The 24,147-nt window shown below is 63.9% G+C and carries 22 protein-coding genes; 14 read left to right on the top strand and 8 right to left on the bottom strand.

What is annotated here, in order from left to right; genetic code table 11:
- Nucleotides 1-135: 135 nt before the first annotated feature.
- From RWT78_RS16965 to RWT78_RS16950, 4 genes are read right to left on the bottom strand one after another with little or no spacing between them, the layout of a single operon-like run.
- Nucleotides 136-1,389 (bottom strand): FAD-dependent oxidoreductase, encoded by a 1,254-nt coding sequence (locus RWT78_RS16965; RefSeq protein WP_219468393.1) that lies wholly within the window; start codon nucleotides 1,387-1,389, stop codon nucleotides 136-138.
- A gap of 12 nt (nucleotides 1,390-1,401) precedes the next feature.
- Nucleotides 1,402-2,100 (bottom strand): maleylpyruvate isomerase family mycothiol-dependent enzyme, encoded by a 699-nt coding sequence (locus RWT78_RS16960; RefSeq protein WP_219468389.1) that lies wholly within the window; start codon nucleotides 2,098-2,100, stop codon nucleotides 1,402-1,404.
- Complete coding sequence (locus RWT78_RS16955; protein ID WP_228401515.1) at nucleotides 2,097-2,933, bottom strand: fumarylacetoacetate hydrolase family protein; 837 nt, start codon at nucleotides 2,931-2,933, stop codon at nucleotides 2,097-2,099. Before RWT78_RS16955 ends, RWT78_RS16960 begins: the two co-directional genes overlap by 4 nt.
- Nucleotides 2,930-4,066, bottom strand: coding sequence for a cupin domain-containing protein (locus tag RWT78_RS16950; protein ID WP_219110434.1), 1,137 nt, complete (start codon nucleotides 4,064-4,066; stop codon nucleotides 2,930-2,932). Before RWT78_RS16950 ends, RWT78_RS16955 begins: the two co-directional genes overlap by 4 nt.
- A 57-nt stretch (nucleotides 4,067-4,123) precedes the next feature.
- Here RWT78_RS16950 and RWT78_RS16945 point away from each other — a divergent pair, with 57 nt between their 5' ends.
- From RWT78_RS16945 to RWT78_RS16920, 6 genes are all read left to right on the top strand, one after another.
- Nucleotides 4,124-4,903 carry an IclR family transcriptional regulator gene (locus tag RWT78_RS16945; protein WP_314676815.1) on the top strand — a complete coding sequence of 260 codons (780 nt, stop codon included), beginning with the start codon at nucleotides 4,124-4,126 and terminating at the stop codon, nucleotides 4,901-4,903.
- 63 nt (nucleotides 4,904-4,966) lie between these two features.
- Nucleotides 4,967-6,142, top strand: coding sequence for a cytochrome P450 (locus RWT78_RS16940; protein ID WP_219468380.1), 1,176 nt, complete (start codon nucleotides 4,967-4,969; stop codon nucleotides 6,140-6,142).
- Nucleotides 6,139-6,333: a ferredoxin gene (locus RWT78_RS16935; protein ID WP_219468377.1), complete on the top strand. Its 195-nt coding sequence runs from the start codon at nucleotides 6,139-6,141 to the stop codon at nucleotides 6,331-6,333. Before RWT78_RS16940 ends, RWT78_RS16935 begins: the two co-directional genes overlap by 4 nt.
- On the top strand, nucleotides 6,330-7,457 hold the full coding sequence (locus RWT78_RS16930; RefSeq protein ID WP_228401517.1) for an NAD(P)/FAD-dependent oxidoreductase: 1,128 nt from the start codon (nucleotides 6,330-6,332) through the stop codon (nucleotides 7,455-7,457). The genes RWT78_RS16935 and RWT78_RS16930 overlap by 4 nt, the downstream gene beginning before the upstream one ends.
- Nucleotides 7,458-7,481: 24 nt before the next feature.
- Nucleotides 7,482-8,405, top strand: a complete 924-nt coding sequence (locus RWT78_RS16925; protein ID WP_219468371.1) for a LysR family transcriptional regulator — start codon at nucleotides 7,482-7,484, stop codon at nucleotides 8,403-8,405.
- Nucleotides 8,406-8,623: 218 nt separating this feature from the next.
- On the top strand, nucleotides 8,624-10,285 hold the full coding sequence (locus RWT78_RS16920) for an MFS transporter (protein WP_219468367.1): 1,662 nt from the start codon (nucleotides 8,624-8,626) through the stop codon (nucleotides 10,283-10,285).
- 12 nt (nucleotides 10,286-10,297) lie between these two features.
- On the opposite strand, the gene RWT78_RS16915 is transcribed toward RWT78_RS16920, so the two are convergent.
- Nucleotides 10,298-10,885 carry a TetR/AcrR family transcriptional regulator gene (locus RWT78_RS16915; protein ID WP_045065917.1) on the bottom strand — a complete coding sequence of 196 codons (588 nt, stop codon included), beginning with the start codon at nucleotides 10,883-10,885 and terminating at the stop codon, nucleotides 10,298-10,300.
- Nucleotides 10,886-11,033: 148 nt separating this feature from the next.
- On the opposite strand from RWT78_RS16915, the gene RWT78_RS16910 reads away from it, so the two are divergent.
- Genes RWT78_RS16910 through RWT78_RS16875 form a run of 8 tightly spaced genes read left to right on the top strand, consistent with a single transcriptional unit; the run spans nucleotide 11,034 to nucleotide 19,078 of the window.
- Nucleotides 11,034-12,047 (top strand): phosphotriesterase, encoded by a 1,014-nt coding sequence (locus tag RWT78_RS16910; protein ID WP_314676812.1) that lies wholly within the window; start codon nucleotides 11,034-11,036, stop codon nucleotides 12,045-12,047.
- Between the two features lie 56 nt (nucleotides 12,048-12,103).
- Nucleotides 12,104-13,057 (top strand): phosphotriesterase, encoded by a 954-nt coding sequence (locus tag RWT78_RS16905; protein ID WP_219468360.1) that lies wholly within the window; start codon nucleotides 12,104-12,106, stop codon nucleotides 13,055-13,057.
- 15 nt (nucleotides 13,058-13,072) lie between these two features.
- The gene (locus tag RWT78_RS16900) at nucleotides 13,073-14,200 is read left to right on the top strand and encodes an NAD(P)/FAD-dependent oxidoreductase (RefSeq protein WP_219468357.1); all 1,128 of its coding nucleotides are present in this window, start codon (nucleotides 13,073-13,075) and stop codon (nucleotides 14,198-14,200) included.
- Nucleotides 14,201-14,212: 12 nt separating this feature from the next.
- Nucleotides 14,213-15,130, top strand: coding sequence for an alpha/beta hydrolase (locus RWT78_RS16895; RefSeq protein WP_219468353.1), 918 nt, complete (start codon nucleotides 14,213-14,215; stop codon nucleotides 15,128-15,130).
- 1 nt (nucleotide 15,131) lies between these two features.
- The gene (locus tag RWT78_RS16890) at nucleotides 15,132-16,073 is read left to right on the top strand and encodes an MBL fold metallo-hydrolase (protein WP_219468350.1); all 942 of its coding nucleotides are present in this window, start codon (nucleotides 15,132-15,134) and stop codon (nucleotides 16,071-16,073) included.
- Between the two features lie 13 nt (nucleotides 16,074-16,086).
- Nucleotides 16,087-17,823 (top strand): CocE/NonD family hydrolase, encoded by a 1,737-nt coding sequence (locus tag RWT78_RS16885; protein WP_219468347.1) that lies wholly within the window; start codon nucleotides 16,087-16,089, stop codon nucleotides 17,821-17,823.
- Between the two features lie 12 nt (nucleotides 17,824-17,835).
- On the top strand, nucleotides 17,836-18,045 hold the full coding sequence (locus tag RWT78_RS16880) for a hypothetical protein (protein ID WP_314676804.1): 210 nt from the start codon (nucleotides 17,836-17,838) through the stop codon (nucleotides 18,043-18,045).
- Between the two features lie 22 nt (nucleotides 18,046-18,067).
- On the top strand, nucleotides 18,068-19,078 hold the full coding sequence (locus tag RWT78_RS16875; protein ID WP_314676803.1) for a YdcF family protein: 1,011 nt from the start codon (nucleotides 18,068-18,070) through the stop codon (nucleotides 19,076-19,078).
- A gap of 6 nt (nucleotides 19,079-19,084) precedes the next feature.
- Here RWT78_RS16875 and RWT78_RS16870 read toward each other — a convergent pair whose 3' ends face one another.
- The 3 genes from RWT78_RS16870 to RWT78_RS16860 are packed head-to-tail and all read right to left on the bottom strand — an operon-like array spanning nucleotide 19,085 to nucleotide 23,975.
- A complete protein-coding gene (locus tag RWT78_RS16870) occupies nucleotides 19,085-19,918 on the bottom strand; it encodes an NmrA family NAD(P)-binding protein (RefSeq protein WP_314676801.1) in 834 nt (277 codons plus the stop codon).
- 14 nt (nucleotides 19,919-19,932) lie between these two features.
- Nucleotides 19,933-21,876: a hydantoinase B/oxoprolinase family protein gene (locus RWT78_RS16865; protein WP_007735492.1), complete on the bottom strand. Its 1,944-nt coding sequence runs from the start codon at nucleotides 21,874-21,876 to the stop codon at nucleotides 19,933-19,935.
- A complete protein-coding gene (locus tag RWT78_RS16860; protein WP_003946077.1) occupies nucleotides 21,876-23,975 on the bottom strand; it encodes a hydantoinase/oxoprolinase family protein in 2,100 nt (699 codons plus the stop codon). Before RWT78_RS16860 ends, RWT78_RS16865 begins: the two co-directional genes overlap by 1 nt.
- Nucleotides 23,976-24,147: the final 172 nt, after the last annotated feature.

Genomic DNA, 24,147 nt, shown 5'->3' with positions numbered 1-24,147 from the left:
ACTTCCGCGCCCACATCTACGGCCGGATCGCGCACATCGGCGAAACCAGCACTACGCGCCGACGCACGTTATTGCGGTTGGCCGACCGTGTCGATTGGGGTGCCGAGATTCTCGAGTCGGACTAACCCATGAATCTCAGCGGTTCACGACCAATTCCGCGGCTGAGGCGAGGGGGACTATCGGATACAGCGGCGACTCGTCCTCGGGGACCAGGGCGGTCGGCCCGTAAATCCAGTCGGTGTAGGTGTAGTCCTGTGTTCCGCGGGCTCGCAGCAACAGATTTCGCTGCTGCCGTTCCGCTCCGTCAAGGTGCCACAGCTCGCCCCAGACGCGGGCCGTCGTCAGTACCCGGCGGCAATGCTCAGGGCGAACGGCCTCATAGGCCGCGAGAGCTGCGTCCCAGTCGATCACGCCGTCGGCACTCCGCAGACGAGCAACGTGTTCAGCGAGTACCCAGCCGTCTTCGATCGCCATGATCGCGCCCTGTGCCATGTACTGCAACGGCGGGTGTGCCGCATCTCCGAGCAAAGCGATCCGGCCCGAAACCCACGTCATGATCGGGTCGCGGTCGTACATCCGCCACCACTTGTCACGCCACATGAACGGGATACCTTCGCGCACCTCCGAGCAGGACTCAGCGAATGCCGCGTCGAGTTCATCAGGTGTGCCCCAGTCCTCCTCGCCTGCAATTGCTTTCGGTGACTCGAAGACGGCAACCTGGTTGAGCATCTCACCGCCGCGAAGGCCGTAGTGCACAAAGTGATGCCCCGGCCCGACGTAGACCACGACCTCCGACAGATCGACGGGACGGTCGGCCAAATCCGCCACCGGAACCGTGCCACGGTAAGCGACATAAGCGGACGACACAGGTTCGTCGTCGACCAACAGCTTGCGTGCAACCGAGTGCAAACCGTCAGCGGCGATGACCACACCGGCTTCGTGCACCTCACCACTCGAAAGACACACCTGCGCACCGGCCTCGGAATTCTCGTAGGCAACAGCCTTGGCGTCGGTGACAAGTTCGACTCCGGCACGCTCGCACGCACGCAGGAACAGTCTGTGCAAGTCGCTACGGTGGATGACCAGGTACGGAAACCCGTACCGGCGTTCGAGATCGGTCAGGTCCAGCTTCGTCAGCTCCGACGCGTCGACGGCATCACGCATCACCATCGACGTGGGCACGACGCCAAGGCTTTTAGCCTCGTCCAATAGACCGTACTCGTTCAAGATGCGGGTGCAGTTCGGTGCGAGCTGCAGGCCCGCGCCCACCTCACCGAATTCGGCGGACCGCTCGAGCACTCGCACGGTAAGACCCTGTCGCGTCAGGGCAAATGCTGCACTGAGACCGCCGATGCCGCCACCGACGACAATGACGTCAGGTGTGTTCATGATGTGCTCCGTTCACAGCCACGCCGGTAGTACCGGCACGGGAGATCCGTCAGTTGTCGACAGATCGTGAGGGCGGCCGCTCAGATAGGCGACCAGGTCGGCAAGCGGACCGGTGACGCTAACCGGTGCATCCGCGCCGGGAAGGTCCCACACCGCTGATGCGTCGGCAGCTTCGAGCCGAAGCGCCACGCCAGGCACCGCGCTGCGCTTGCCCACGATGTCATTACCAAGCGCCACAAGGAAATCGGCCGGTAGATCGGCGAAGGTGACGCCAGTACCGAGATCAACGGCATGGACGCACACCTCCCGTGCCCGCATCCACGGGATCTCCGTGGCTGGGACGGTCCGACCCTGGGCTGTCACGATCAGCTGTGCCCACTGCTCGTCGGAGAGTGACGCCATTGCAGCGTCGAGCTTCTCGGCCGAGGACCGCGGCCACGCGAGCAGAGTGGCCGCCGGCAACTGGGAACCTTCCTCGATCCCGCGGGCGCGGGCGTCGGAGGAGGCGTACATCGGTGTCTCCTCGCCGGTTTCGGCCCAATGGACGAGGTTACGGAGCGCTTCGGCGTTGGCGGCGACGTGAGCGAGAAGGTGGCGCCGACCCCAGCCCGGAAGGCCAGACGGCGCCGCCACACCGGCGTCGTCGAGTCCGGTGACGCCGCTCAGGAACAGCTGCGTCCCGTGCTCCATCCAGCGCCGGGCGTCAGTCATTCCTTCACCACCTTGTTGGTGCACGCACCGAGACCCGAGATTGCAGTAACAACGCTCTCGCCCCCGAGCAGGTAGACCTTCGGATCGCGGGCATGGCCGACACCAGCGGGGGTTCCGGTTGCGATCATGTCGCCCGGATTGAGGCGCGTGATGGTCGAGATGTACTTCACGAGCGTGATCGGATCGAAAAGCAGTGTGCCGGTGTCATCACGCTGCATTACTTCGCCGTCGACGGTTGTCGTGACCTCGAGAGCCGGGCGGACTCCGCCGACCTCGTCCGGCGTCACGAGGAAGGGTCCGACCGGAGTCGTGGAATCCCAGATCTTGCCCTGGGTCCACTCGATCGTGCGGAACTGCCAGTCGCGCACCGACACATCGTTCATGACGGTGAAACCGGCGATCGCAGCCTCGGCCTGAGCGTCGTCGGCGCGGCGCACCTGCTTGCCGATGACGATGACCAGCTCGACCTCCCAGTCGAAGGCCTCGGTCTCGTCCGGCCGGACGATGTCGTCGTTCGCGCCGATCAGGCTGTCGGCGAACTTCGGGAACAGCGTCGGATACGACGGGAGTTCGCGGCCCATCTCCTTGATGTGATTCGTGTAGTTGTGACCGACACAAATGACCTTCGACGGCTGCGGCACTACCGGTGCGAAGTCTGCACCCTCGAGCGGGTAGGTGCTGGCATCGTCGGCCGATACAGCTTCTGCGCGAAGCTTCCAATCCTCATGGGCAAGAAAGATTCCCAGATCGCTCTCGCCGAGGTCGACCAGACGGTCGCCGTCGAGCTTGACTGCGCGCGTCGTTCCGCCGGTGCGAATTGTCGTGAGCCTCATCGTGAAATCTCCATTCGGTTGAGCTGCAGTGCTTCGAAGACGGGTGCGTCGCCGAAGCGGAAAAGGTCGAGTGCGCCGGAATCCGAGTCCGTCTTTCCCGCTTCCGATTTCGCGGAGAACGGCGTCCAGGACGGAACGACGAACAGGTCGCCGCGCGTCACTGTCCAGGTGCGGTCGCCAACAGTCACCGTGCCGGAACCGTCGAACACCTGGTAGACGCTCGAGCCGGTCTCCTTCACCGGAGCGGTCTCGGCGCCGCGGACGATGCGGTGGAACTCGGTGCGCATCGTCGGCAGGACGTCGCCGCCGGTGTGCGGGTTGGTGTAGCGAACCGCCGCGTGGCCTGGTTCGACTGTGCCGCCGTAACCTTCGGCTTCGATCGCAAGCTGATCGCGCAGTGCACGGTCGGTGAACTCCCACTTGTACGAGAGCAGTGGGCTGCCGGGAGCGACCTGGGTGGCACTGAGCGGGCGCAGGCCGGGGTGACCCCACAAACGTTCGGACCGGGAGCGCTCGGGAGTGATGCGCTCGGCGTCACTGATCTCGTCGCGCCCGAACTCGAAGAACTGTGCTTCCGTCAGGTACTGGAACGGGATGTCCAGGCCGTCGATCCACGCCATCGGCTTGTCGGTGGCGTTGTGGTGGGCGTGCCAGTTCCAGCCCGCCTGCGGCAGGAAATCGCCGCGGTTCATCGAGACGGCGTCACCGCCGACGACCGTCCAGACGCCGGAGCCTTCGACGACAAATCGGAATGCGTGCTGGGTGTGGCGGTGCTCGGGAGCATCCTCGCCCGGCATCAAGTACTGGATCGCCGCCCACAAGGTGGGGGTGGCGAAGGGCCGGCCACCCAGTGACGGGTTCGCCAGCGCAATCGCGCGACGCTCACCACCGCGGCCGACCGGGACGATCTCGCCGGCTTGCTCGGCAAGGCGAACCAGGTTCTCCCACTTCCACAGGTGCGGGACAGCGCGCGAGCGCGGATGAGCCGGCATGAGATCGCCGATCTCAGTCCACAACGGCACCAACAGTTCTGACTCGAAGCCGCGGTACAGCTCCTCGAGCGCTGGGGTCACATCCGGCTGGCCTGGCGCGTCGACGGCGTGGAGCCGGACGGGGGAGTCGGTCGAAGTCATGACATAAGAGTGACTGGATTATTCAAGACAGAACACTAGATTCTGCTATACAGAATCATGGAGAAGCCACAGAAAACCCCGCCGGCGTATGCGATCGCCAGCGTCGACCATGCACTGAGATTGGCGACAATCCTGCAATTGGAGGGAAACCTAACCGTCGCGGAAGCGGCAGAGCGACTCGGGGTCGCCAGATCGACAGCACACCGGCTACTGCAAATGCTGGTCTACCGGGACTTCGCAGTGCAGCACCCCGGCCGTCAGTACGGCGCCGGGCCCGTCCTGGAACTGGCCGAACACTCGCGCTCCGCGACCTCGTTGCTGCGATCGGCCGCGCTGCCACACATGGAACTCCTGGTCCAGGCGGTCGGAGAGTCTGCCAATCTGACCATTCGCACCGGCGTCGAGGCCCGGTTCATCGTCTCGGTGGAGTCCGCTCAGGTACTGCGCGTCGGATCACGCGAGGGCATGGTCTTTCCGGCACACCGCCTTTCCGGCGGGTTGCTACTGCTCGCCGAACTCTCCGCCGACGAACTGGGCCAGGCCTACGAGAGCAGGTCAGACGCGGATGCGACCGACCAGCCGGATCTGCCGAAATTGCGTGCCGAACTGGCGCGGATTCACAAGCACGGGTTTGCGGTCAACCAGGGCCGCTCCGAGCGCGGCGTCGTCGCCGTCGGAGTACCGGTGCGCGATGCCAACGGCAAAGCCCTTGCCGGACTGTCGGTTTCAATCCCGTCCGTGCGCTACGACCGGCAGCAGTTGCCGTCCCTGGTGGCAACTCTGCGCATGGCTGCCGATCGCATCGAGGCTGACCTGGCACGCAGAACATTAATTTGACGCATGTTCCGCCATGCAAAATATGAGTTGGATTTATGTGACTGCAGTCACTTCACTGGGTGTATGCCCAATTCTCCCGCCACTTCCACCGTCGACTTGTTCGCCGACGACGTCCTGACCGATCCCTATCCGATTTACGCCGAACTCCGCGAACTCGGCGCAGCGGTGCACCTGACCACCAATGACGTCTACGCCCTGACGCGCTACGACGCGATCCGCGACGCGTTGGCTGATCCCGGCACGTTCTCGTCCCGCAGCGTCGGATTCAACCCGATGGTCAACGAGGCATTACAAGGCACGTCGCTGGCGTCGGATCCACCTGTTCACACCGAACTACGGGCGACACTGACGGAGAACCTCTCCCCACGTGCGTTGCGCGGGCTCGCGGGCCAGATCCAGACCAAGGCCGACGCCCTGGTCGCGGACCTGGTTACCCAGGGATCGTTCGACGCCATCGATGCGCTGGCACGCGCATTCCCCCTCGAGATCGTCGCCGATCTGATCGGCTTCACCGGCTCGGTGCGCAACGACATGCTGCGCTGGGGACAAGCCGCGATGGAGGTTATCGGCCCGATGAACCAACGGACTGCCGAGAACTTCCCCATTGCCGGAGAGCTCTACGGCTGGTGCGCGCAAGTCCGCGCCGAGGATCTGGCACCAGAGTCGGTGGGCCGCGGCATATTCGATGCCGAGGCCCGGGGAGCGATCCCACCCGATACTGCCGGCAAGATCATCCACCAGTATCTGGGCGCGGGAGTCGATACGACGATCGCCGCGATCGGCAACATCGTCGCGCTGTTCTCAGCCTTTCCGGACCAATTCGATCTAGTCCACCAGAATCCCGAGCTGGCACCGGCAGCATTCAACGAGACGCTCCGATTCTGGGCGCCGGTGCATGCGTGGGGGCGCTTTGTCACCAAGGATGTCGAGATCGACGGAACGCTCGTCCCGGCTGGATCCCAGGTTGCGATTCTCTTCGGTGCGGGCAATCGCGACTCACGGCATTACGAGAATCCCGACACCTTTTCGGTCGAACGGAATCCGGTGGACCATCTCTCCTTCGGTTACGGCTCGCACGGCTGCGCCGGGCAAGGGCTGGCTCGTCTGGAAGGCCAGGCTGTCATCAGGGCACTGGCCAAGCACGCTCGACGGATTGTGGCTGCCGATCCGATTCTGTTGCCCAGCAACATTACTCGCTCTATCAATCAACTCGACGTCCTGAAAGTGATCCCCGCATGAGAATTGTGCTCGATCGGCCCCGTTGCGAAGGCCATGGCCTATGCGAAAGTGTTGCCCCCAAGTTGATGCACCTCGACGACGAGGGTGAACTGGTCCTCGACCTCGAAGAGTTCGCCGAGGGAAGCCGCGAGCTCGCCGACGCCGGCGCAGCTGTCCGGGTCTGCCCCGTCGCCGCACTCAAACTGGCATGAACGGCACTGACGCTCGTCGACGAATTCTGGTCGTCGGCAATGGAATTGCAGGCCAGACTGCCTGCGACAGTCTTCGAACCGCCGGATTCGACGGCAGCCTGACCATCGTGGGGGACGAACCCTGGACGGCATATTCACGGCCGGCGCTCTCCAAGGCACTCTTGGTCGACGGCAGCTCCCCCGAACTGGCTTCGCCGATGCACCAGGCCACCGAGATGCTCGGGGTGGCGGCAGTCGGCCTCGACGTCGAATCACGCCGGGTGCACCTCGACGACGGTACGGACTTGCCGTACGACGGACTGGTCATCGCGTCCGGTTCACGGGCTCGCCGACTGGGAGGTGTGGATAGCGCGGAGCTGACGCTGCGCACGCTCGACGATGCCTGGGTTCTGCGCGAACGACTGGCCGCCCAGCCGTCCGTCGTAGTCGTCGGGGCCGGGCCGCTGGGAATGGAGATCGCATCAGCGGCCATGGCTGTGGGGTGTCAGGTCACAGTGGTGGCCGACGGCAGGCCGATGCTCTCGCACCTGGGTCCACACCTGTCCGAAGCGTTCACCGCGACCGCGGTGGCACAGGGACTGACCATCGTCGACGGGTCGGCCGCTCGGATCGACGGTCCTCGCGGAGTGATCCTGCGAGACGGATCTCGGATCGAGGCCGAACTGATCGTCACTGCGATCGGCGACATACCCAACACGGAGTGGTTGGCTACCAGCGGACTCGCAGACGGCCCTCTCGAAGCAGATTCACGAGGACGGATTCGGCCGAACATCGTGGCAGCCGGGGACGTCGCGGCCATCCCCACGCGTCAAGGAATACGACGGATTCCGTTGTGGAGCAGCGCAATAGAACAGGCAAAAGTTGCCGCCGTCGCACTCTTGACCGGCGATGAAGCGCCGGAGCTCGACCTCGATCCGTACTTCTGGACCGAGCAGTTCGGGTTGAACCTCAAGGCCACCGGTCACTTGCCGGTGGCGGGAGAACCCGAGTTCCTCGTCGGCGAGCGGCCAGACGGACCGTCGGTGATGCGCTGGACTCACGACGACGGCCGCGGCGTCGCCGTCGCGGTCAACCACCGCATTGCAATCCCGAGACTGCGACGCATGGCCTCGACCGCCGGATGACGCAGGCCGCGTAACTTCGTGTGGATGAACCAACCCCGGAACCACGATGGCGATCTCGGCCTGGAGCGCCTCGGCGGGGTCAACCTCAACCTGCTGGTACCGCTGCTTGCGCTGCTCGAAGAGGGTTCGGTCACGCGAGCCGCCGCCAGGGTAGGCATGACCCAACCCGCGATGAGTCACGCCCTGGGCAGGATGCGCCGGATGATTGGGGACGATCTGGTTGTGCGGCAGGGGAGCGGACTGGTGCTCACTCCGCGCGCGCTGGAGCTGATCGATCCACTGCGTGAAGTGCTACGCCAGACTGCGCGAGTGGTGAACTTCCCAGGCTTCGACCCCGCTCACGACAGCCGCACCATCACAGTTGCGATGACTACCAGCACCGCCTTCGTGGTCGGGGCGGAGTTGGCAAGACTGGTTGCCGACCGAGCCCCGAATGCGACGCTGCGCATCCGCAATTTTGTCGCGCCGCAGGCCGCCGACTTCACCGACAACGGCGTGGACGTCGTACTTCTGTCAGAGGCATTCCATTCGCCGTATCCGCGCGAACGCCTGTACGAGAACCGATGGGTGGTGATCGCCCACCGCGACAGCGACCCCGAGGCATCTGCACTACAGCTGCTGACGTCGTTGCCTCATGTCACCTACGACTCCCGTCACCGCGTGCCGCCGTACGCCTCGCTGGACGCGCACGGAGTGGACTACCGCATCGGGACGTTGATTTCCGATCACCTGCTCATCCCGCACCTGGTGGCAACGGCCGGTGGAGTTGCCTTGCACACCTATCGAGTCGCGGTCGCGATGGCCGCGCGGGTTGACCTGCGGATCGAGGAGTTCCCGCTACCGGTCGCACCGTTGGTCGTCGACATGGTGTGGAACCCACGCCTGGCCGATGCCGAGTTCAAATCCTGGTTACGGGGGATTCTCGTCGAAGTAGCCGCGCCCAGTTAGCACCCTCTTCCTCGAGCTCACACCCCTTTCAGCGCGCTGGAAGGGGTGTGAACTTTGCCGAAAACGTGCTCTGTCCACCAATATCCGCGATACAGAATTTGCTTGACAGACCGTAAACCGATGTGACACCTTGCTCACTCAGTGCGTGACACGTATCACAAGCGTGCTCGGACTGCCGATCCGGCGGTTCGGAATCCTCGAGCAAGGAGCTCACAGAAATGAGTAACCCGACTGCGCGGCCATCGCGCTACGTAGCGACTCTCGTGGCCGCATGCCTGGCCGTCATGGTGGCCCAGGTGGCGTACTCGCTGCCCGGCGCCCTGAACGGAACCTTCCAGCAGGACTTCAACATCTCCGGCGCAGAACTCACGTGGATCAGCGCCGCTTTTGCCACGACGATGGTGGTTTTCGAACTGACCTTCGGCGTGCTCGGTGACATGTTCGGCCGCAAACGACTGCTACTCGGTGGCGCGCTGCTGATCGTCGTCGGCGCAGCCCTGTGTGCAAGTGCGCAGGAAGTCCACCTGATGTGGATCGGCCAGGCCATCGCGGGTATCGGCGCCGGCGCGCTCTACCCGATCTCGCTGGCGATGATCGCCGCTGCAGCACCCGACGCCCAGGCCCGCGCCAGGGCGATCGCACTGTGGGCGGGCTTCCTGTCCCTCGGTGCCGCACTCTCGCCGATGATGGCCGCCGTACTCACCGAATTCGGCAGCTGGCGTTGGGCTTTCGGTGCAGTGATCGCCGCCGCACTGATCTCGTTTGTCGTTTCACTGGGCGCGCAGGACTCGTCGTCGCCGGAAGGCCGCAAGCTCGACCTCCCCGGTCAGGCAACGTTGGCGGTCGGCCTGATCGCCCTGCTCTGGGCGCTGACGCAGGGATCCGAGATCGGTTGGGGCAACACCACGATCGTCGTCGGCTTTGTCATCGGCGTCGTATCCCTGGCCGCGTTTGTCGTCATCGAATTGCGCACCGAAGTGCCACTGCTGCACCTGAACCTGTTTGCCAATCGGGTCTACGCGATCTCGGGTATCACCGCCGTCGTCGGCATGTTCGCGTTCCTGGGACTCTGCTTCTCGATGAGCATCTGGCTCGGTGCGGTTCAGCATGTCTCACCGCTCAAAATCGGCGTGTTGTTCCTGGTCATCCAGGGTCCCGCGTTCCTGCTGGTGCCGCTCGTATCCCGCCTGATCCACAGCGTTTCACCGCGATGGGTGCTGACGTCGGGCTTTGCACTGATCGCGATCGCCGGCTTCATCTGCTCGCAGTTCGACGTCCAGACCTCGACGTGGACGGACTTCATCGTGCCGATGCTGCTGCTCGGCGTCGGGTTCGCCTTCACGGTCGCGTCGATCACCGCGGTGGCCATCAACACCGTGCCGTTGCGCTTGGCCGGCATGGCAAGTGCCACGACAAACCTGTTGCGTGACTTCGGCTTTGCACTCGGACCCGTTCTCGTCGCTGCTATTGCGAACAGTGTCGCCAACAACGAAGTCAGGGACGGCCTCGGCGCAGCTGTCGGTGAATCCGATCTCGGTCAGGCTCATGCCGGCGCCGTCATGGGGATCGGCGAGCAGGGCGGCGCGATGGCGCTCAACTCGATGCCGGTCATTCCGGTGCCGACCGATCCGAGCCTGGCACCCGGACCCGACAATCCAATGCTCGCAATGCCTTCCGTGATCAGCGATCTGGCGTTCTCGTCGCTCGGTAGCGGCTACAGCCTGGCGTTCCTGGTGTGCGCGCTGTGCGCCGCCGCGTCCGGTGTCCTGACCCTGTTCGGACTCTTCGGAAGCCGCCCGGAGTCCGAAGCCGCAGTCGATATGGGCACCGACGTACTGCATGAGATCGCCAATGTGGCCGACGACGTCAACGTCCGATAAGGCCGGTGAACCTCAGTTGTCCGCTGCGAGCAAGTAGCACCAGGATTCGGTGATTTCGTCGAGGCAGATCTCGCGCGGGGTCCGCCAGCCGATGGAGAAGTAGCGCCGCGAGAGGTGCTCGAGCTGCCCGAAAGCCAGCACGCAGCGGATCCGGCGCCGGTCGGCCGGCAGACGCTTCGCCGTGTCCAGCCCCGCGGTCATGTCCTCGACGGCGGACTCGAACCACTGCTCGGTCTTGGCCTCGACGTCCGGCTCGTATGACGCCTCGTAGGACGCGGTGAGGTAGGGCTTGATCTCGTCCCATTGGGAGAACTTGCGGTCGAGCCATGCGTGGATTTCGCCTCGCGAGCCGGAGGCAACCACCGCGGTCAGTGTGGGGTTGTCAGCCGCGGTAAGGATCGCGTCGACCTTGGTCAGCAGCGCACTCATCACGTCCGCCTTGGACGAGAAGTGCAGGTAGAAGGTAGTCCGGGTCGAACCTGCAGCCGACGCGATGTCGTCGATCGTGGTCGCGGAGTAGCCCTTCTCGCCGAACAATTCCAGTGCCTTGGCAAGGAAAAGCTCGTAGGTCATCTGTTTTTGAGCGGCGCGAAGCGACATGGCCACAGATTCTAGCCGCAGCAAAGCCACAAATCAGTCCGGCAAGTCAGATGTCTGTTAACCAACTCACTTGACGCTTTGTAATGTTAATGGCTACTGTGATCGCTACCACGTCATGCAGGCATGACGATGACGAAAGGAAATGCCGATGAAGGTCGACCAGATCGCTGAAGGCAACACCGTCAACACCGTTCTCGGCCCCGTTCCCGCCAACCAGTTGGGTGTTGTCGCGGTCCACGAAGCACTGCTGTCAGTGCTTCCGGGTGCGGAATACGCATTCGACATCCCGATGGACCGCGCCGACATCTTCGAGACCCTGACGGACAAACTGAAGGATTTCCGAGAACACGGCGGAGCGACGATCGTCGACGCCACCGGCATGTTCCACGGTCGCGACGTCAAGCTGTACGAGGCTCTCTCACGCACCACCGGCGTGCACATCGTCACGTCTACGGGCCTCGGTCCGGAGGAGATGCTCGGCGGTTATTTCCTTACGCCGCAGACCAATCCGCCGACTCCCTGGCCGGCAGAGAAGTTCGCCGAACTATTCACTCAGGAAATCACCGATGGCATGGTGATTCCGCGCGTAGAGCGTCGCGGTATCCCCGGACTGGTGGCTACCGCCGCCAATCACGAGGGAATGACCGCCACCGAGGAAAGCCTGTTCCGCGGAGCGGCCCGCGCCGCGCTCGCCACCGGCACCCCTGTCTCCATCCGCTACGGCAACGATGCGGTGGCCGACCTCGAGATCCTCGCGGAAGAGAAGCTGCCGGCAGAGCGCGTCGTCGTCGGCGGACTCGACCGGAAAGACGCCGTCGCCGCCGGCGCCCCGGCCGAAATCGCCCGCCGCGGCGCCTATGTCGCGCTGGACCACGTAGGCACAGCAAATGACGTCCACATCACCGACGCCGAGCGTGCCGCTTTGATTGCCGAGCTGATCAAAGCCGGCTACGGAAACCGGATTCTGCTCTCCAGCAACGCAACCGGCGTCGCCAAGGGTCATCCCGGGAACGATCTGCCGTTCAGCTACATCCTGTCGACGTTTGTCCCCGCCCTCACAGCGCAGGGACTGAGCGAGCTGGATGTGCAGCGCATCCTCGTCGACAACCCGCGCGACTTGCTCAGCGCGTCAGGGGCTACGCCGACGCGAGCCGTGGGCTGACCCACCGCGACAACGGATAACCATCCAATTTTCGAATCTTCTTAGAGGTGAGTGTTGTGTCGAGAGTGAACACCGTTCTGGGGTCGATCCCCGCCGAGGAACTCGGGATCGTGGCCATCCACGAGCACATCGGGTACGGCATGCCGGGCTCCGAGCTGGACACGAAGTGGTGGAAGACCCCCGAGGAGCGGTACTCCGAGACCGTCCCCAAGCTTCGGAAATTTCACGAGTACGGCGGCGGAACCTTCGTCGACGTCACCGGAATCTGCAACGGCCGTGACGTCGACTACTACAAGTCGCTGTCCGCCAAGACCGGCGTCCACATCATCGCGTGCACCGGCTTTGTCGGCGGCGACACCGCACTTCCGTTCTTCGAACGAGCAAACGTCGAGTACCTCACGAGTCAGTTCGTTCATGAGATCACCGTCGGCATCGGCAATACCGGCAGCAAGGCCGGTGTCATCAAGGTCGGCGTGAGCCGGGGTGGCCGGATGACGGATCTGGACAAGCGCATCTACCGCGCGGCCGCTCGCGCTGCGCTGAGCACCGGCGTGCCGATCCTGACGCACCTGGCTATCGACGCCGAGAACGCAATCAAAATCTTCAACGACGAGGGCTTGCCGCTGGATCGGGTGCTGTTCGGGCACGTCGACGACGGTGTGAACGCCGACAAGACGCGTGACACCTGGATTGCCGAACAGGGTGGACGCGTCGGCTTCGACACGTTCGGCTACGAGACCGAACTCCCGGACCCGCCGTTTTGGGCACGCCCCCGCAAGGAGCGCCTTGACCACTTCCTGCGCTTCCTCGGCAAAGGCCACTTGGATCAGGCACTCGCGGGCGTCGACGCCAACTGCAGCCCGCTCGGATGGCCGGGCGTCAAGGGCCACACCCTGAACTACCTCTTCGAAGACCTCATTCCCGACCTGCGCGAAGCCGGGTTGGACGAAGCCACCATCACCAAGTTGTTCGTCGAGAATCCGGCCGACTTCTTGACCATCCAGAACTAGCAAGGACTAAGAACAATGCAGTCTTCAGAGCTCGAGAACCTGAAAATCGCCATCGTCGGCGCGGGATACGCCGGCGCTGCCGCAGCCAAGGCCCTGAGCCTGCTCGGCGCCGATGTCACCGTGTACGAGCAAGCTAGCCAGATCCGGGAGGTCGGCGCCGGCATCGGTCTGCGTCCGTCCACTATGGATCGCTTCCGCCAGTGGGGCATCTTCGACGCCGTCGCGCAGGTCAGCTCGCCGAGTGACTACTTCGAAATCCTCACCGGCACAAATGATCCGATCATGAAAGAGGAGTGGCCCGCTGTCCCCGGCGACACCGAGGGCACCAAGACTCACCTGATCCACCGCGGCGACTTCATCGACGCTCTGCTCGGCGTACTCCCCGAAGGCATGGTGCATCTCGGCCACAAACTCGAGACTCTCGAGGACAAGGGCGATCGCTCCGTGCTCACCTTCACCAACGGCACGACCGTCGAAGCCGATCTGGTCATCGGCGCCGACGGCATCAAGTCAGTTGTGCGGCAACAGCTTTTCAGCGACAAGGGCCCCGTGTTCTCCGGCGAGCACGCGTACCGCACGGTCATCTCGGTTGACGACGCCTACGGCATGGCGACGGACGACAACCTCCGCATGTACATCGGACGGGGCACGAAGGTCTACCTGCTGCCGCTGCGCCACCGCGGCCAGGTCTCCTTCGACATCACCGCGCTGTGCCCGGACAGCACGTGGGCGCCGACGATCACCAAGGAAGACATCCTGGCGACACTCGAAGGTTTCGACGAGCGGATCGTGAACATCGCTCGCGACCTCGACATGGACACGGTGAGCATTCGCGCGGTCTACGACATCGACCCGGTTGATGTGTGGCACACCGACTCTGTTGCCCTCGTGGGCGACGCCGCCCACTCGATGCTGCATCACCAGGGCCAGGGCGCGAACTCGGCGATCCTGGACGCCGGCGGTCTCGCCGACGCTCTGAAGGAAGCCGATTCCGTCAAGGAAGCACTGGCGTTGTACCAGGCAAACCGCAAGCCGGTGACGGACGAGCTGCAGCGCATCTCGCGTCAGGGCTGGACCGAAGACGAAGTCAACGACGTGTTCCCCGGCCAGAAGACGGCAGCTCAGCCGGCTGCGACCAAGTAAGGAAGCCACGACATGCCCTTGCATCCCCAGATCGCTGAGCTCATCGCCACCCTGCCGGCCCCGCCCGAGGGACCGCTCGACCCTGCGCTCATGCGCGCCGGCGACGAGACGCACGTAGCTCCGCTGGAACAGCGCCTGCCACTGCACGCTGTCGAGGACACGGCCGCGGGCGACGTGCCCGTCCGGATCTACACACCGGTTGACGCCGACGCGTACGGACTGTTGGTGTACTTCCATGGCGGCGCGTTCTTCCTCGGCAGCCTGAACACGCATGACCACGTTGCGCGCAACCTCGCGAAGGAGACCGGCCTCGAGGTCATCTCCGTCGACTACCGTCTCGCTCCCGAGGCGGCCTTCCCGGCCGGTCTCGAGGATTGCCACGCGGTAGTGCGCTGGGCAGCGGAGAACGGCGAGGCTCTGAAGTGGGACGGGAAGACTCTCGCGCTGGCCGGCGACAGTTCGGGTGGCACTTTTGTTGCCGCCGTCGCTGCACTGGCACACGACGAGGGATTCGACCGCATCACGCACCAGGTACTTCTCTACCCCTCGCTGGACCTGGACTTCGACGTCGATCGCTACGAATCTCTGCGGGAGAACGCCGAAGGGTACGGCGTGGAGACGGCAGGACTGAAGGGCTTCAACAGTTTCTATTTCCAGAGCGGTGCTGACGCGGCGAACCCGCTTGTCTCACCGATCAAGCGTGAGGATCTTTCCGGGCTACCCCCGGCACTGATCGTCACGGCCGAGTACGACCCGATGCGTGACGAGGGCGAGTTGTACGGCCAGCGCCTGAAGGAAGCCGGCGTCGAGGTGACGGTGAGCCGTTATGCCGGCGCCAACCACGGGTTCGCGCAGAACTTCTCCTGGATCCCGGAGTACCACAAGGTGTTCGGGGAGACTGCCGCCTTCCTCCGTTCCACCGGTGAGTGACATGACAGACGACGTGAAGATTCATCCGCTCGTCTCGCCGTGGGGCCGATTCGGCCTCTACAGCTTCCTGATCGACGCCCCCGAACTCGCAATCGTCGACACCGGGATCGCGTCGTCGCCGGCGCAGGGTATGGCCCCGGCGCTCGAGGCAATCGGGCGCCGGATCGAAGATGTTCGCTGGATCCTGTTGACCCACGGCCACATTGACCACATCGGTGGCGCCCACGCCCTGTGGGAACTCACAGGCAGGCGTGCTCAGGTTGTGATCCACGAGGCCGACGCACACCTGTTGCGCTCCCGGCAGGCGCACGTCGACGAATACCTGACGGGGCGTGGGCAATACCTCGACGACCCGCAGGGTGTGGAGAAGCAGATGGCGTCGGCGAAAGCAGTCATCTCCGGCGAGATGGAGCCGTCCATACTGGTTCGAGGCGGCGAAACCCTCTCCCTCGGCGGCGGTGTCACCGTATCGGTGCATTCCATCCCCGGCCACACGGCCGGATCTGTCGCCTACGTGGTTGACGGCCAGAACGACGTGTTCGTCGGCGACGCCGTGCAGGTCCACGGAGCGGCCAACGGCTTCCCCGGCTACGAAGATCCTCTCGCGTACCGGTCGAGTCTTCGGTACCTGCGTGACGAGATCCGCCCGAACCACCTGTATCTGGGGCATCCGTACCGCCGGGCCGACGGTGTCGCCTACGACGTCGAACTCGACCGCGAACAGGCATCCGAGGCATTGCGCGAGAGTGTCGACATCGAGGTCGGCGTCCGCGGTGCAGCGCATCAGTGCCTGTGCGGCGGTCCGCCGGAGACGGACTCGGCGTACTCACCGTTTGCACCTGTCGCCGAGGAACTCGGCTACGAGGGCGACCCCACTCTCGAACCGTCCCCGTTCTTCACAACGATGCACGGCTACCGCACTCAGTACGACGAAGAAGAATAGGAGTCGTTGACCCATGGCCGAATTCGAAACATTCAACGCAGGTGGACAGGCAATCCACATCCGCAAAGATCTCCGGATCCCGATGCGCGACGGGATCGAGTTGGCGGCAGACGCCTACGAGGGCGTCGACGGAAAGCCGCGGCCGGCGCTCGTTGCACTGAGTCCATACGGCAAGGAACTGCAGGCGCTTGCCCTGACGACGCCGCCGCAACGACGCCCCAGCCCGATGTGGGACGGCTGCATCGAAGCCGGCGACATCGCGCGCATCGTCAGCGAGGACTACGTTCACGTCATCGGTGACCTGCGCGGCTCCGGTGCGTCCGAAGGCGAGCACATCGGCAACTACAACGCCGGTGGCGTCTCGCTCGGACTGGATGCCTACGACTTCATCGAATGGGTTGCGGCACAGCCGTGGTGTGACGGAAACGTCGGCATGGTCGGCATCTCGTACTTCGGCTCCATGCAGGTGTTGGCCGCCGCTGAGCGTCCGCCGCACCTGAAGGCGATCTACGTGAGCGGCGGCCACTACGACTTCTACGAGACCACCTACCACGGTGGCATCATGTGGTTCATGCCGCGCGCCGCCCGTGAAGGTCGCGGCGGCGACTCCGGCTGGGCGTTCACCGACAACGTCAAGTCCCGCATGCTCGAGACGTATAGCCCCGAAGAGGTCGAGAAACGCGTCGCCGAGCGCCTGCAGGATCCCGACGTCGCCGCCTGGCCGAATCTGGTTCACGTGCTGAACTATCCGAAGAACCACGAAGCCTGGTTCGACATCGTGATGAACGAGTTGGACGGCGACTGGTACGAGGAGCGCAACCCGATCACGCTGGCTCCCAACATCGATATCCCGGTTTACCTGCAGATCGACCAGGGCCGCGGCTGGACGATGGACGGCACGATCGAGCTCTTCGACGCGTTGAAGGGCCCGAAGAAGCTCGATATCGGCCCCTACCCGCCGATGCAGTCGCGCCCCTTCATCGAAGAGCACGACAAGATGTTCCGCTGGTACGACTACTGGATCAAGGGCATCGACAACGGTGTCATGGCCGAGCCGGCCGTGAGCGTCTTCGTCGAAGGCTCACGCGAACTGGCCACCGGAAACCATTGGCCACCAAAGGATATCGAGTACAAGTCGCTGTACCTGCGCCCACGTCACAAACTCGCTACCGAACCGGAGCCGATGGGCGCCGAGTACGCCGCCCCTGACGGCTTCTACCAGGCCCCACTCACCGTCACCGACAAGGTCGAGATCCTGGCCTGGAGCACACCGGTTTTCGAGGAGTCCACGGAGATGATCGGCACCGGAGCCGCGCACATCTTCGCGGAGATCGACCAGAGCGATTCGAATTTCATTCTGCGCCTGTGGGATTACGCCCCGAACGGTAAGCGCCAGCTGATCACTTCCGGCTATCTGAAGGCCTCGCACCGCGAGTTGGACGAGCGAACCACCGAGGGCAACCCGCACCACCCACACACCCGTGCGGTGCCGGTGGAGCCGGGCAAGATCGAGGAGTACGTGCTGCGCCTCTACCCGTTCGCGAATACCTTCAAGCCGGGCCACAAGCTGACCGTGGAGTTGTCCAACGCAGAGCCGTTGGCAGACGAGCACAACGCACTGCTCCCGCCGGACGCGTTCCACCTTCCCGTGGGTCGTCCCGTCACTCACAAGATCTACCGCGACGCGGCACATCGCTCACGGCTCGTGCTTCCATTCACGACGGTCACTTCCCAGGTGAACAACAAGTGAGATCCTGATGCCATGTCCGCAGCAGGCCTCGGCGCCTTGGGGCGTCGAGGCGGGAAGGTGCTGTTCCTTTTCGCCGGCAGTTATCCGGCGGCATGCCGTCCTCCTCCTCTAGTCGGGTCTCGAGATCAACTGACCACCAAGGCAGACCCACTGTTCATCGAGTGCCGTACCAGGGTCCTGTCCGCGATCCAGCAGTCGAAGGTGACGGCGCCCGTGTCGTAAGCGCCTCGCCTAGGCTGGCTCCGTGATCCTTCTCCTCATCGGCCTCGCGCTGCTCGGATTCTGCGGCTACCGGTTCAGGCAGGATCGACGGAGGCTGAGCAACGGCGTCTACCTACTTCTCGGACTGATCTTCACCGGTCTGTGGATGTTGCAGTCGGGTGCGCCAGGCACCGAGGTCCCGTCGTTCGTCATCGCGACGATCGCTCTGCTCTCGCCGTTGCTGGTGCTCCTGCTTGCAGGATTCCTGATCGTCAACGGAGTCACGATGCTGCGGCGCGAGGGATTCAACGTCGCGAATCTGCTCTCACTCGTCGCCGGACTCGGCCTGCTCGTTCCCTACGTGTTGCTCGCATCAGCGCTGCTGACGCAGAGATATTGGCTCGCAGTCGTTCTCGGATCGTTCAGCCTGGTCGCGTCGTACCTGGGGTTTCTGTTCACGAGCTTTCTGCTCTACTCCTACGTCTACGGACGCCAGAAGTACCAGCCCGGGATGGACGCGATAGTGGTTCACGGCGCCGGGCTTTCGGGCGCCGACGTGACGCCCCTGCTTGCCAGCCGTCTGGACAAGGCGGCCGACGTCTTTCGCGCCGAGGTCCGCGAAGGACGTTCACCACTGTTGGTCGTGAGCGGTGGGAAGGGTTCGGACGAGGTGGTCAGCGAGGCGGAGGCAATGTGCGTCTACCTCGTCGATCACGGGATACCGCGCGAGAGCGTGATTCTCGAGGACCGCTCGACCACCACGCTCGAGAACCTCGAGTACACCAGGGACCTTCTCCGTGCCAACACCACGAAGCCTCGAATGGTGCTGGTCACCAGCAACTTCCACATCCTCCGAACTGCGACGTTTGCCCGAAGCCTCGATCTGGATGCGGAAGTCATCGGTTCCCACACCGCCCGGTACTACCTGCCGAGCGCCATTCTGCGCGAGTTCGCCGCCGTCACGGTGGAGCACAAGTGGCTCAACGGAACGGTCTGCCTGATCCTGGCCGCCCTGCCCCCACTGGTGGTCTGGGCGGCAGGAGGCATTTCGTAGCCGGATTCAGCGAATCAGGCTCTCGACGGCCATCGGTCGGCGACCCAGAAGCAGTTCGACGGCCGCGCTGCCGGCAAGAAAATCGTGGTGGTTGTAGAACTCGAACATCGCCGCCAGACGCGAGCTGGCGTTGACGTCAAGGCTGCTGCCGATCTGTTCGCGCCATTGATCCACGCTGATCTGATCTATCGCGACGGTCCGTGACGTCTGCTTTTCCACCATCTGTGCCACCTCCATGACGCTCAGAGCTTGCGGGCCGCCCACCTCGTACGTCGCTCCGTGATGTTCACCCGAGCCCTCGCTCAGTACGACCGCGGCAACAGCCGCCACGTCCGCCAAACTCACGAACGAGAACTTCGTTTCCGCGCTGTACGGCAGGACGATGGTGTCAGACCGACCAGTGAGTACCGCCTCGAAATTCTGCGCGTACGCACACGGTTGCAGCACAGTCCATTTCAAGGGTGAACGATGCAGTTCGTCCTCACACCTGGCTTTGTCCAGGTGATGCGGCATGGACGGGCTGAACGGCCACGCGACGGAGTGATAGACAAAGTGCTCCACTCCCGCCGAAGCCGCTGCCGTCAGCGCATTGCGAAGCAGTGCGGGCTCGTCGGGATGGACGTTCGGGGCAATGAAGTACACGCCTCGGCACCCGGCGAGCGCCTTGCGCAGTCCGCTTCCGCTTTCCAGTTCTACCTCGAAGTCCCCGTCGACACGCGCCTTTCGCACCAGTCGCCGAACTGTCACGCTCGGCGGCAGTGCAGCGACGACTGCCTCACCGGTCTTACCCGCGGCGCCGATCACCGCGATGTCGGCGCCGCGAGCAATTCCGTTCTCCATGAGAGTTTTCCGTCCTAGACGTAGTCGTAGACCGCTGAGGTGGCGCCACCGGAAAGCTGCGCGTAGCCCGGACCCCGATCGAAGAAGGGTTCGTTCTCACCGCGTTCCGAGCGCAACTGATCCCGTAGCTCCGTGGTAGCAGCCTCGTCGACGGTCGGCTCGTCACCCTCGATCACGACGACAACGCCGTAGTCGTCGCGTGCACCCTCGACGGAAACCTTGCGCCACTGAATGTCTCGCAAGACCTCTTCGGTCGGGCGCTCCAGTGGATCTCCCCAACCGCCACCACCGGTGGTGCGAATCCGTACGACCTCGCCGGCCTTGATCGGCTCGGCATCGGTCAGCGCGTCGAACTCACGCTCGTTCGGTCCACCCGGATCCAGGACGACGGAGAACGGCCGACCGGCCTTGCCACCCTTGACTCCCCAGCAGGCGAGAATCGAACGGTCCGCGATGGACATGAAGTGAGCATCCTTGAGCATGCGGATGTGCTTCTCGTATCCCAGGCCGCCGCGGTAACGTCCGGCTCCGCCCGAATCCATGGCCAGACCGAGCTTTTCGACGATGAAGGGGAAACGGCTCTCGGTGAATTCGGTCGGCAGGTTCCGTGAATCGGGAACGACGTGAATCGTGTCCTCGCCGTCGGCGTAGTAGCGTCCGCCGGAACCGCCGCCGAGCACCTCACGCATGAGGTACGAGTGACCCTCGAAGTCCTCACCGTAAACGCCGGTGTACCTGATGGTCTCCTGATCGGCGGGCATGTTGCCGTCCACAGCCTTGGCGACGACGCCGGCCAGCACTCCGAGCAGACGGAGGATGACGAACGTGCGCGCGTTGGTGGGGGCAGGGAAGATCGGGGTGATCAGTGTTCCCTTTTCGGGGAACTTCATCTCGATCAGCGGTACGACGCCCTCGTTGACATCCAGTTCGGCCATGCGCTCCGGGGTGTCCGCGAGGTTACGCAGAATCGGGGCCAACCACTTGATGAGGAAGTTTCCGTCCGCGTAGTCACCGCAGTGGTTGATCGGGCCCTTTGCCTGCGGTCCGGTTCCGTTGAAGTCCAGGATGAGTCGCTCGCCGCCCTCGTCCTCCGGCCGCGTCTTCGTGAGCGTGATGCGCTGGATGTGGAGCATCGGCTCGTCGACGCCGTCGTGCTCGGCGTAGTCCTCCCACGTGTACTCACCGACCGGGATCTTGCTGAGGATCTCGCGACGGTACGTCTCGGTGGTCGCGTCCATCATCGCGTCGAAGCACGACTCGACGGTGTCGACGCCGTAGCGCTCGAACAATTCGGTGAGTCGACGCGCACCCATCAGGCACGCCGAGCACTCGGCGTCGAGGTCAGCTGCGAGAGCGTCGGGCATGCGGGAGTTACGCGTCATGATGCGCAGCGCCGCCTCGTTGGGAACTCCCTGGTCCCACAGTTTGATCGGCGGAACCATCAGTCCCTCTTCGTACACCGTGGTGGCGCCGGACGGCATGGAGCCGGGGCAGCAACCGCCGATGTCGTCGTGGTGACCGAATGCCTGAACGAACGCAACAACTTTCGGCTCGGCATCGGGGGTGACGCGGGCGAAGACAGGCACCGTGACGCAGAGGTCGGGGAGATGGCCGATGCCACCTTCGGACAGGTAGACGTCGTTGTGGAAGTACACGTCTCCCGGCTTCATCGTCTCGAGTGGGAAGTCCCGGGCGATCGGATGAACCAGGGCGGAATACGAACGGCCCGTGAGCTTGCGGAGGTTCCGGTCGTGAATACCGGCGCGGAAGTCGTGAGCGTCACGGATCATCGGTGAGCGCGAGGTGCGCGAAATGGAGGTCTCCACCTCCATTTCCACGCTGGCGAGGTAACCGGCGACGATCTCGACCAGAATCGGGTCAGGTGACGCGCCGTCGGTAGCGGTGAGTCGGTACGGCTTGGCCGCGGTGGCAGCAGCAGCATCGAGAATGGCGGTCATCACTTCACTCCGTTCGAGTCGGAAGACTTCGAGATACGAATGTTCCCGAAGGTGTCGATACGTGCCGAGAATCCGGGGTGGATCGGGACAGTCGAGCTGAACTCCTCGATCACGGCCGGTCCTTCGATGACGTCACCCGCACCGAGCAGTGTGCGGTCGTAGGTAGCAGTTTCGACCCAGCTGTCGAAATACGATTGCCGCGAACCGGTTCGGGCGGTGTCGGCGCCGGTGCCGGCGGGGATCTCCTTGAGCGTCGGACGCTTGATCGGGCCGATGCCGCTCACGCGCAGGTTGACCCATTCCACGTGCTGCGACGGGTCTCCCCGGAAGTCGTAGCCGTACAGTTCGCGGTGCGCCTGGTGGAACGCCTCGGCCGCGTCGTCCATGATCTGCGCCGTGACGGTACCTTCCGCCACCGGGACGCGCACCTCGAATGCCTGACCGAGGTAGCGCAGATCCGCAGTACGGGAGTACTTGCGCTGCGTCTCGTCGAAACCCTCTTCGGCAAGCGCGATCTCGGCTTCGCCGGCCAGCGCGTCGAACTGGCTCTGCAGGTCTTCAGCCTTCAACCGGTCGTGACGACTGACATGCGTCTGGACGTAGTCGTTGCGGACATCGACCGTCAGCAGACCGAACGCGGAGACGTTACCCGGATTGAGCGGGACGAGAACGTCTTTCAGACCCAGGATGTCGACGAGACGGCAGGCGAGCAGGGAGCCGGAGCCGCCGAACGTCACGAGGGTGAAGTCGCGAACGTCGAGGCCACGCTTGACGGTGATCTGACGCAGGGCGTTGGCCTGGTTCCACGCCGAGACCTCGAGGACGCCGACCGCGCACTCCTCGAAGCCCAGACTGAGCTGTGTTGCAAGCTCTTCGAGGCCCTTGCGAGCCAATTCCGTGTCGAGAGGAATCTCGCCACCGAGTAGGTGGGGTGGGATGCGACCGAGCAGGACGTGCGCGTCGGTGATGGTCGGTTCGCTGCCGCCCTTGCCGTAGCACAACGGTCCGGGATCGGCGCCGGCCGACTGCGGGCCGACTCGGAGGGTGTGTTCCGGCGTCATCCACGCGATCGACCCACCACCGGCGCCGACGGTCACGACGTCGATCATCGGGATCTTCGACGGGTAGTTGCCCACTCGCCCTTCGGTGGTCAGCGCGGGCTCGCCGCGAACCACGACGGTGACATCCGTCGACGTTCCGCCGCCGTCACAGGTCAACACCTGCTCGACGCCGGCGGCGTCGGCGATCAGCGCAGCACCGAGGGCTCCGGCGGCGGGTCCCGACAGGACTGTCGTAATAGGCTGGTGAACAACCTCTTTGGCCGAGAGGACACCGCCGTTGGACTTCATGACGTAGAACGGGATGTCGCGGGGTTCGCCGTCGGTGGTCGAGAACTCACGCAGACGATTCGCGATGTTGTTCACGTAGTTGCGGATGTTCGGCTTGACCGCGGCGTCCACGAGTGTGGTGATGGACCGCTCGTATTCGCGGTACTCACGCAGCACCTGGCTCGAGATGCTCACCGTCGCATCGGGGAAAACTTCGAAGAGGATGTCGCGTACGCGCTCCTCGTGCGTCGGATCGGCGTACGAGTGCATGAGGCAGACGCCGATGGTCCGGATCCCGCGGTCCTTGAAGAACTGCGCTGCGCTGCGAACGCTCTCTTCGTCGAGCGGACGAATCTCGCTGCCGTCGAAGGAAAGGCGTCCACCGACGGTGCGTACACGATCGGCGGGGACGATGCGTTCGGGCTTGACCCAGAAGTACGAGTTGCCGTAACCGTCCGGCACCGACTGACGAGCGATTTCGAGAACGTGCTCGTAGCCCTCGGTGGTGATGAAGCCGAGGTTCTCGACCTTGCCTTCGAGCAGTTTGTTCGTCGCTACGGTCGTACCGTGGCTGACCGCACCGATCGAGTCGCCACTCTCACCGAGCTTGGCGAGTACCTTCTCGATACCGGCGAGAAAGCCCTCGGCGGGGTCCGCCGGGGTGGACGGGGTCTTGGTGGTGACGATGGCGCCGGTTTCGTCGTCCACTGCCACGATGTCGGTGAACGTTCCGCCGGTATCGATACCGACCCGAATCTTCCTGGGTTCCACGCTTCCTCCTGAGATCTTTGGCTCGTCTCGTCTGGTACCGATCGACGGTTGCGGCCTAGCCGGTAAGTGGCTCGTACCTGACGTGTAGAGCTATTCCACAGGTTCGGAAGAGCGGATTCTTTGTCACAATTCGCCGAATCGGGGGACCAAGGTTCGGCGCACGATCACGAGC

This window comes from uncultured Rhodococcus sp., assembly GCF_963525155.1.
GTDB classification, from domain to species: Bacteria; Actinomycetota; Actinomycetes; order Mycobacteriales; family Mycobacteriaceae; genus Rhodococcus_F; species Rhodococcus_F qingshengii.
Note: the sequence above shows the minus strand (reverse complement) of the source record. Positions and strands in the feature narration are given on the sequence as shown.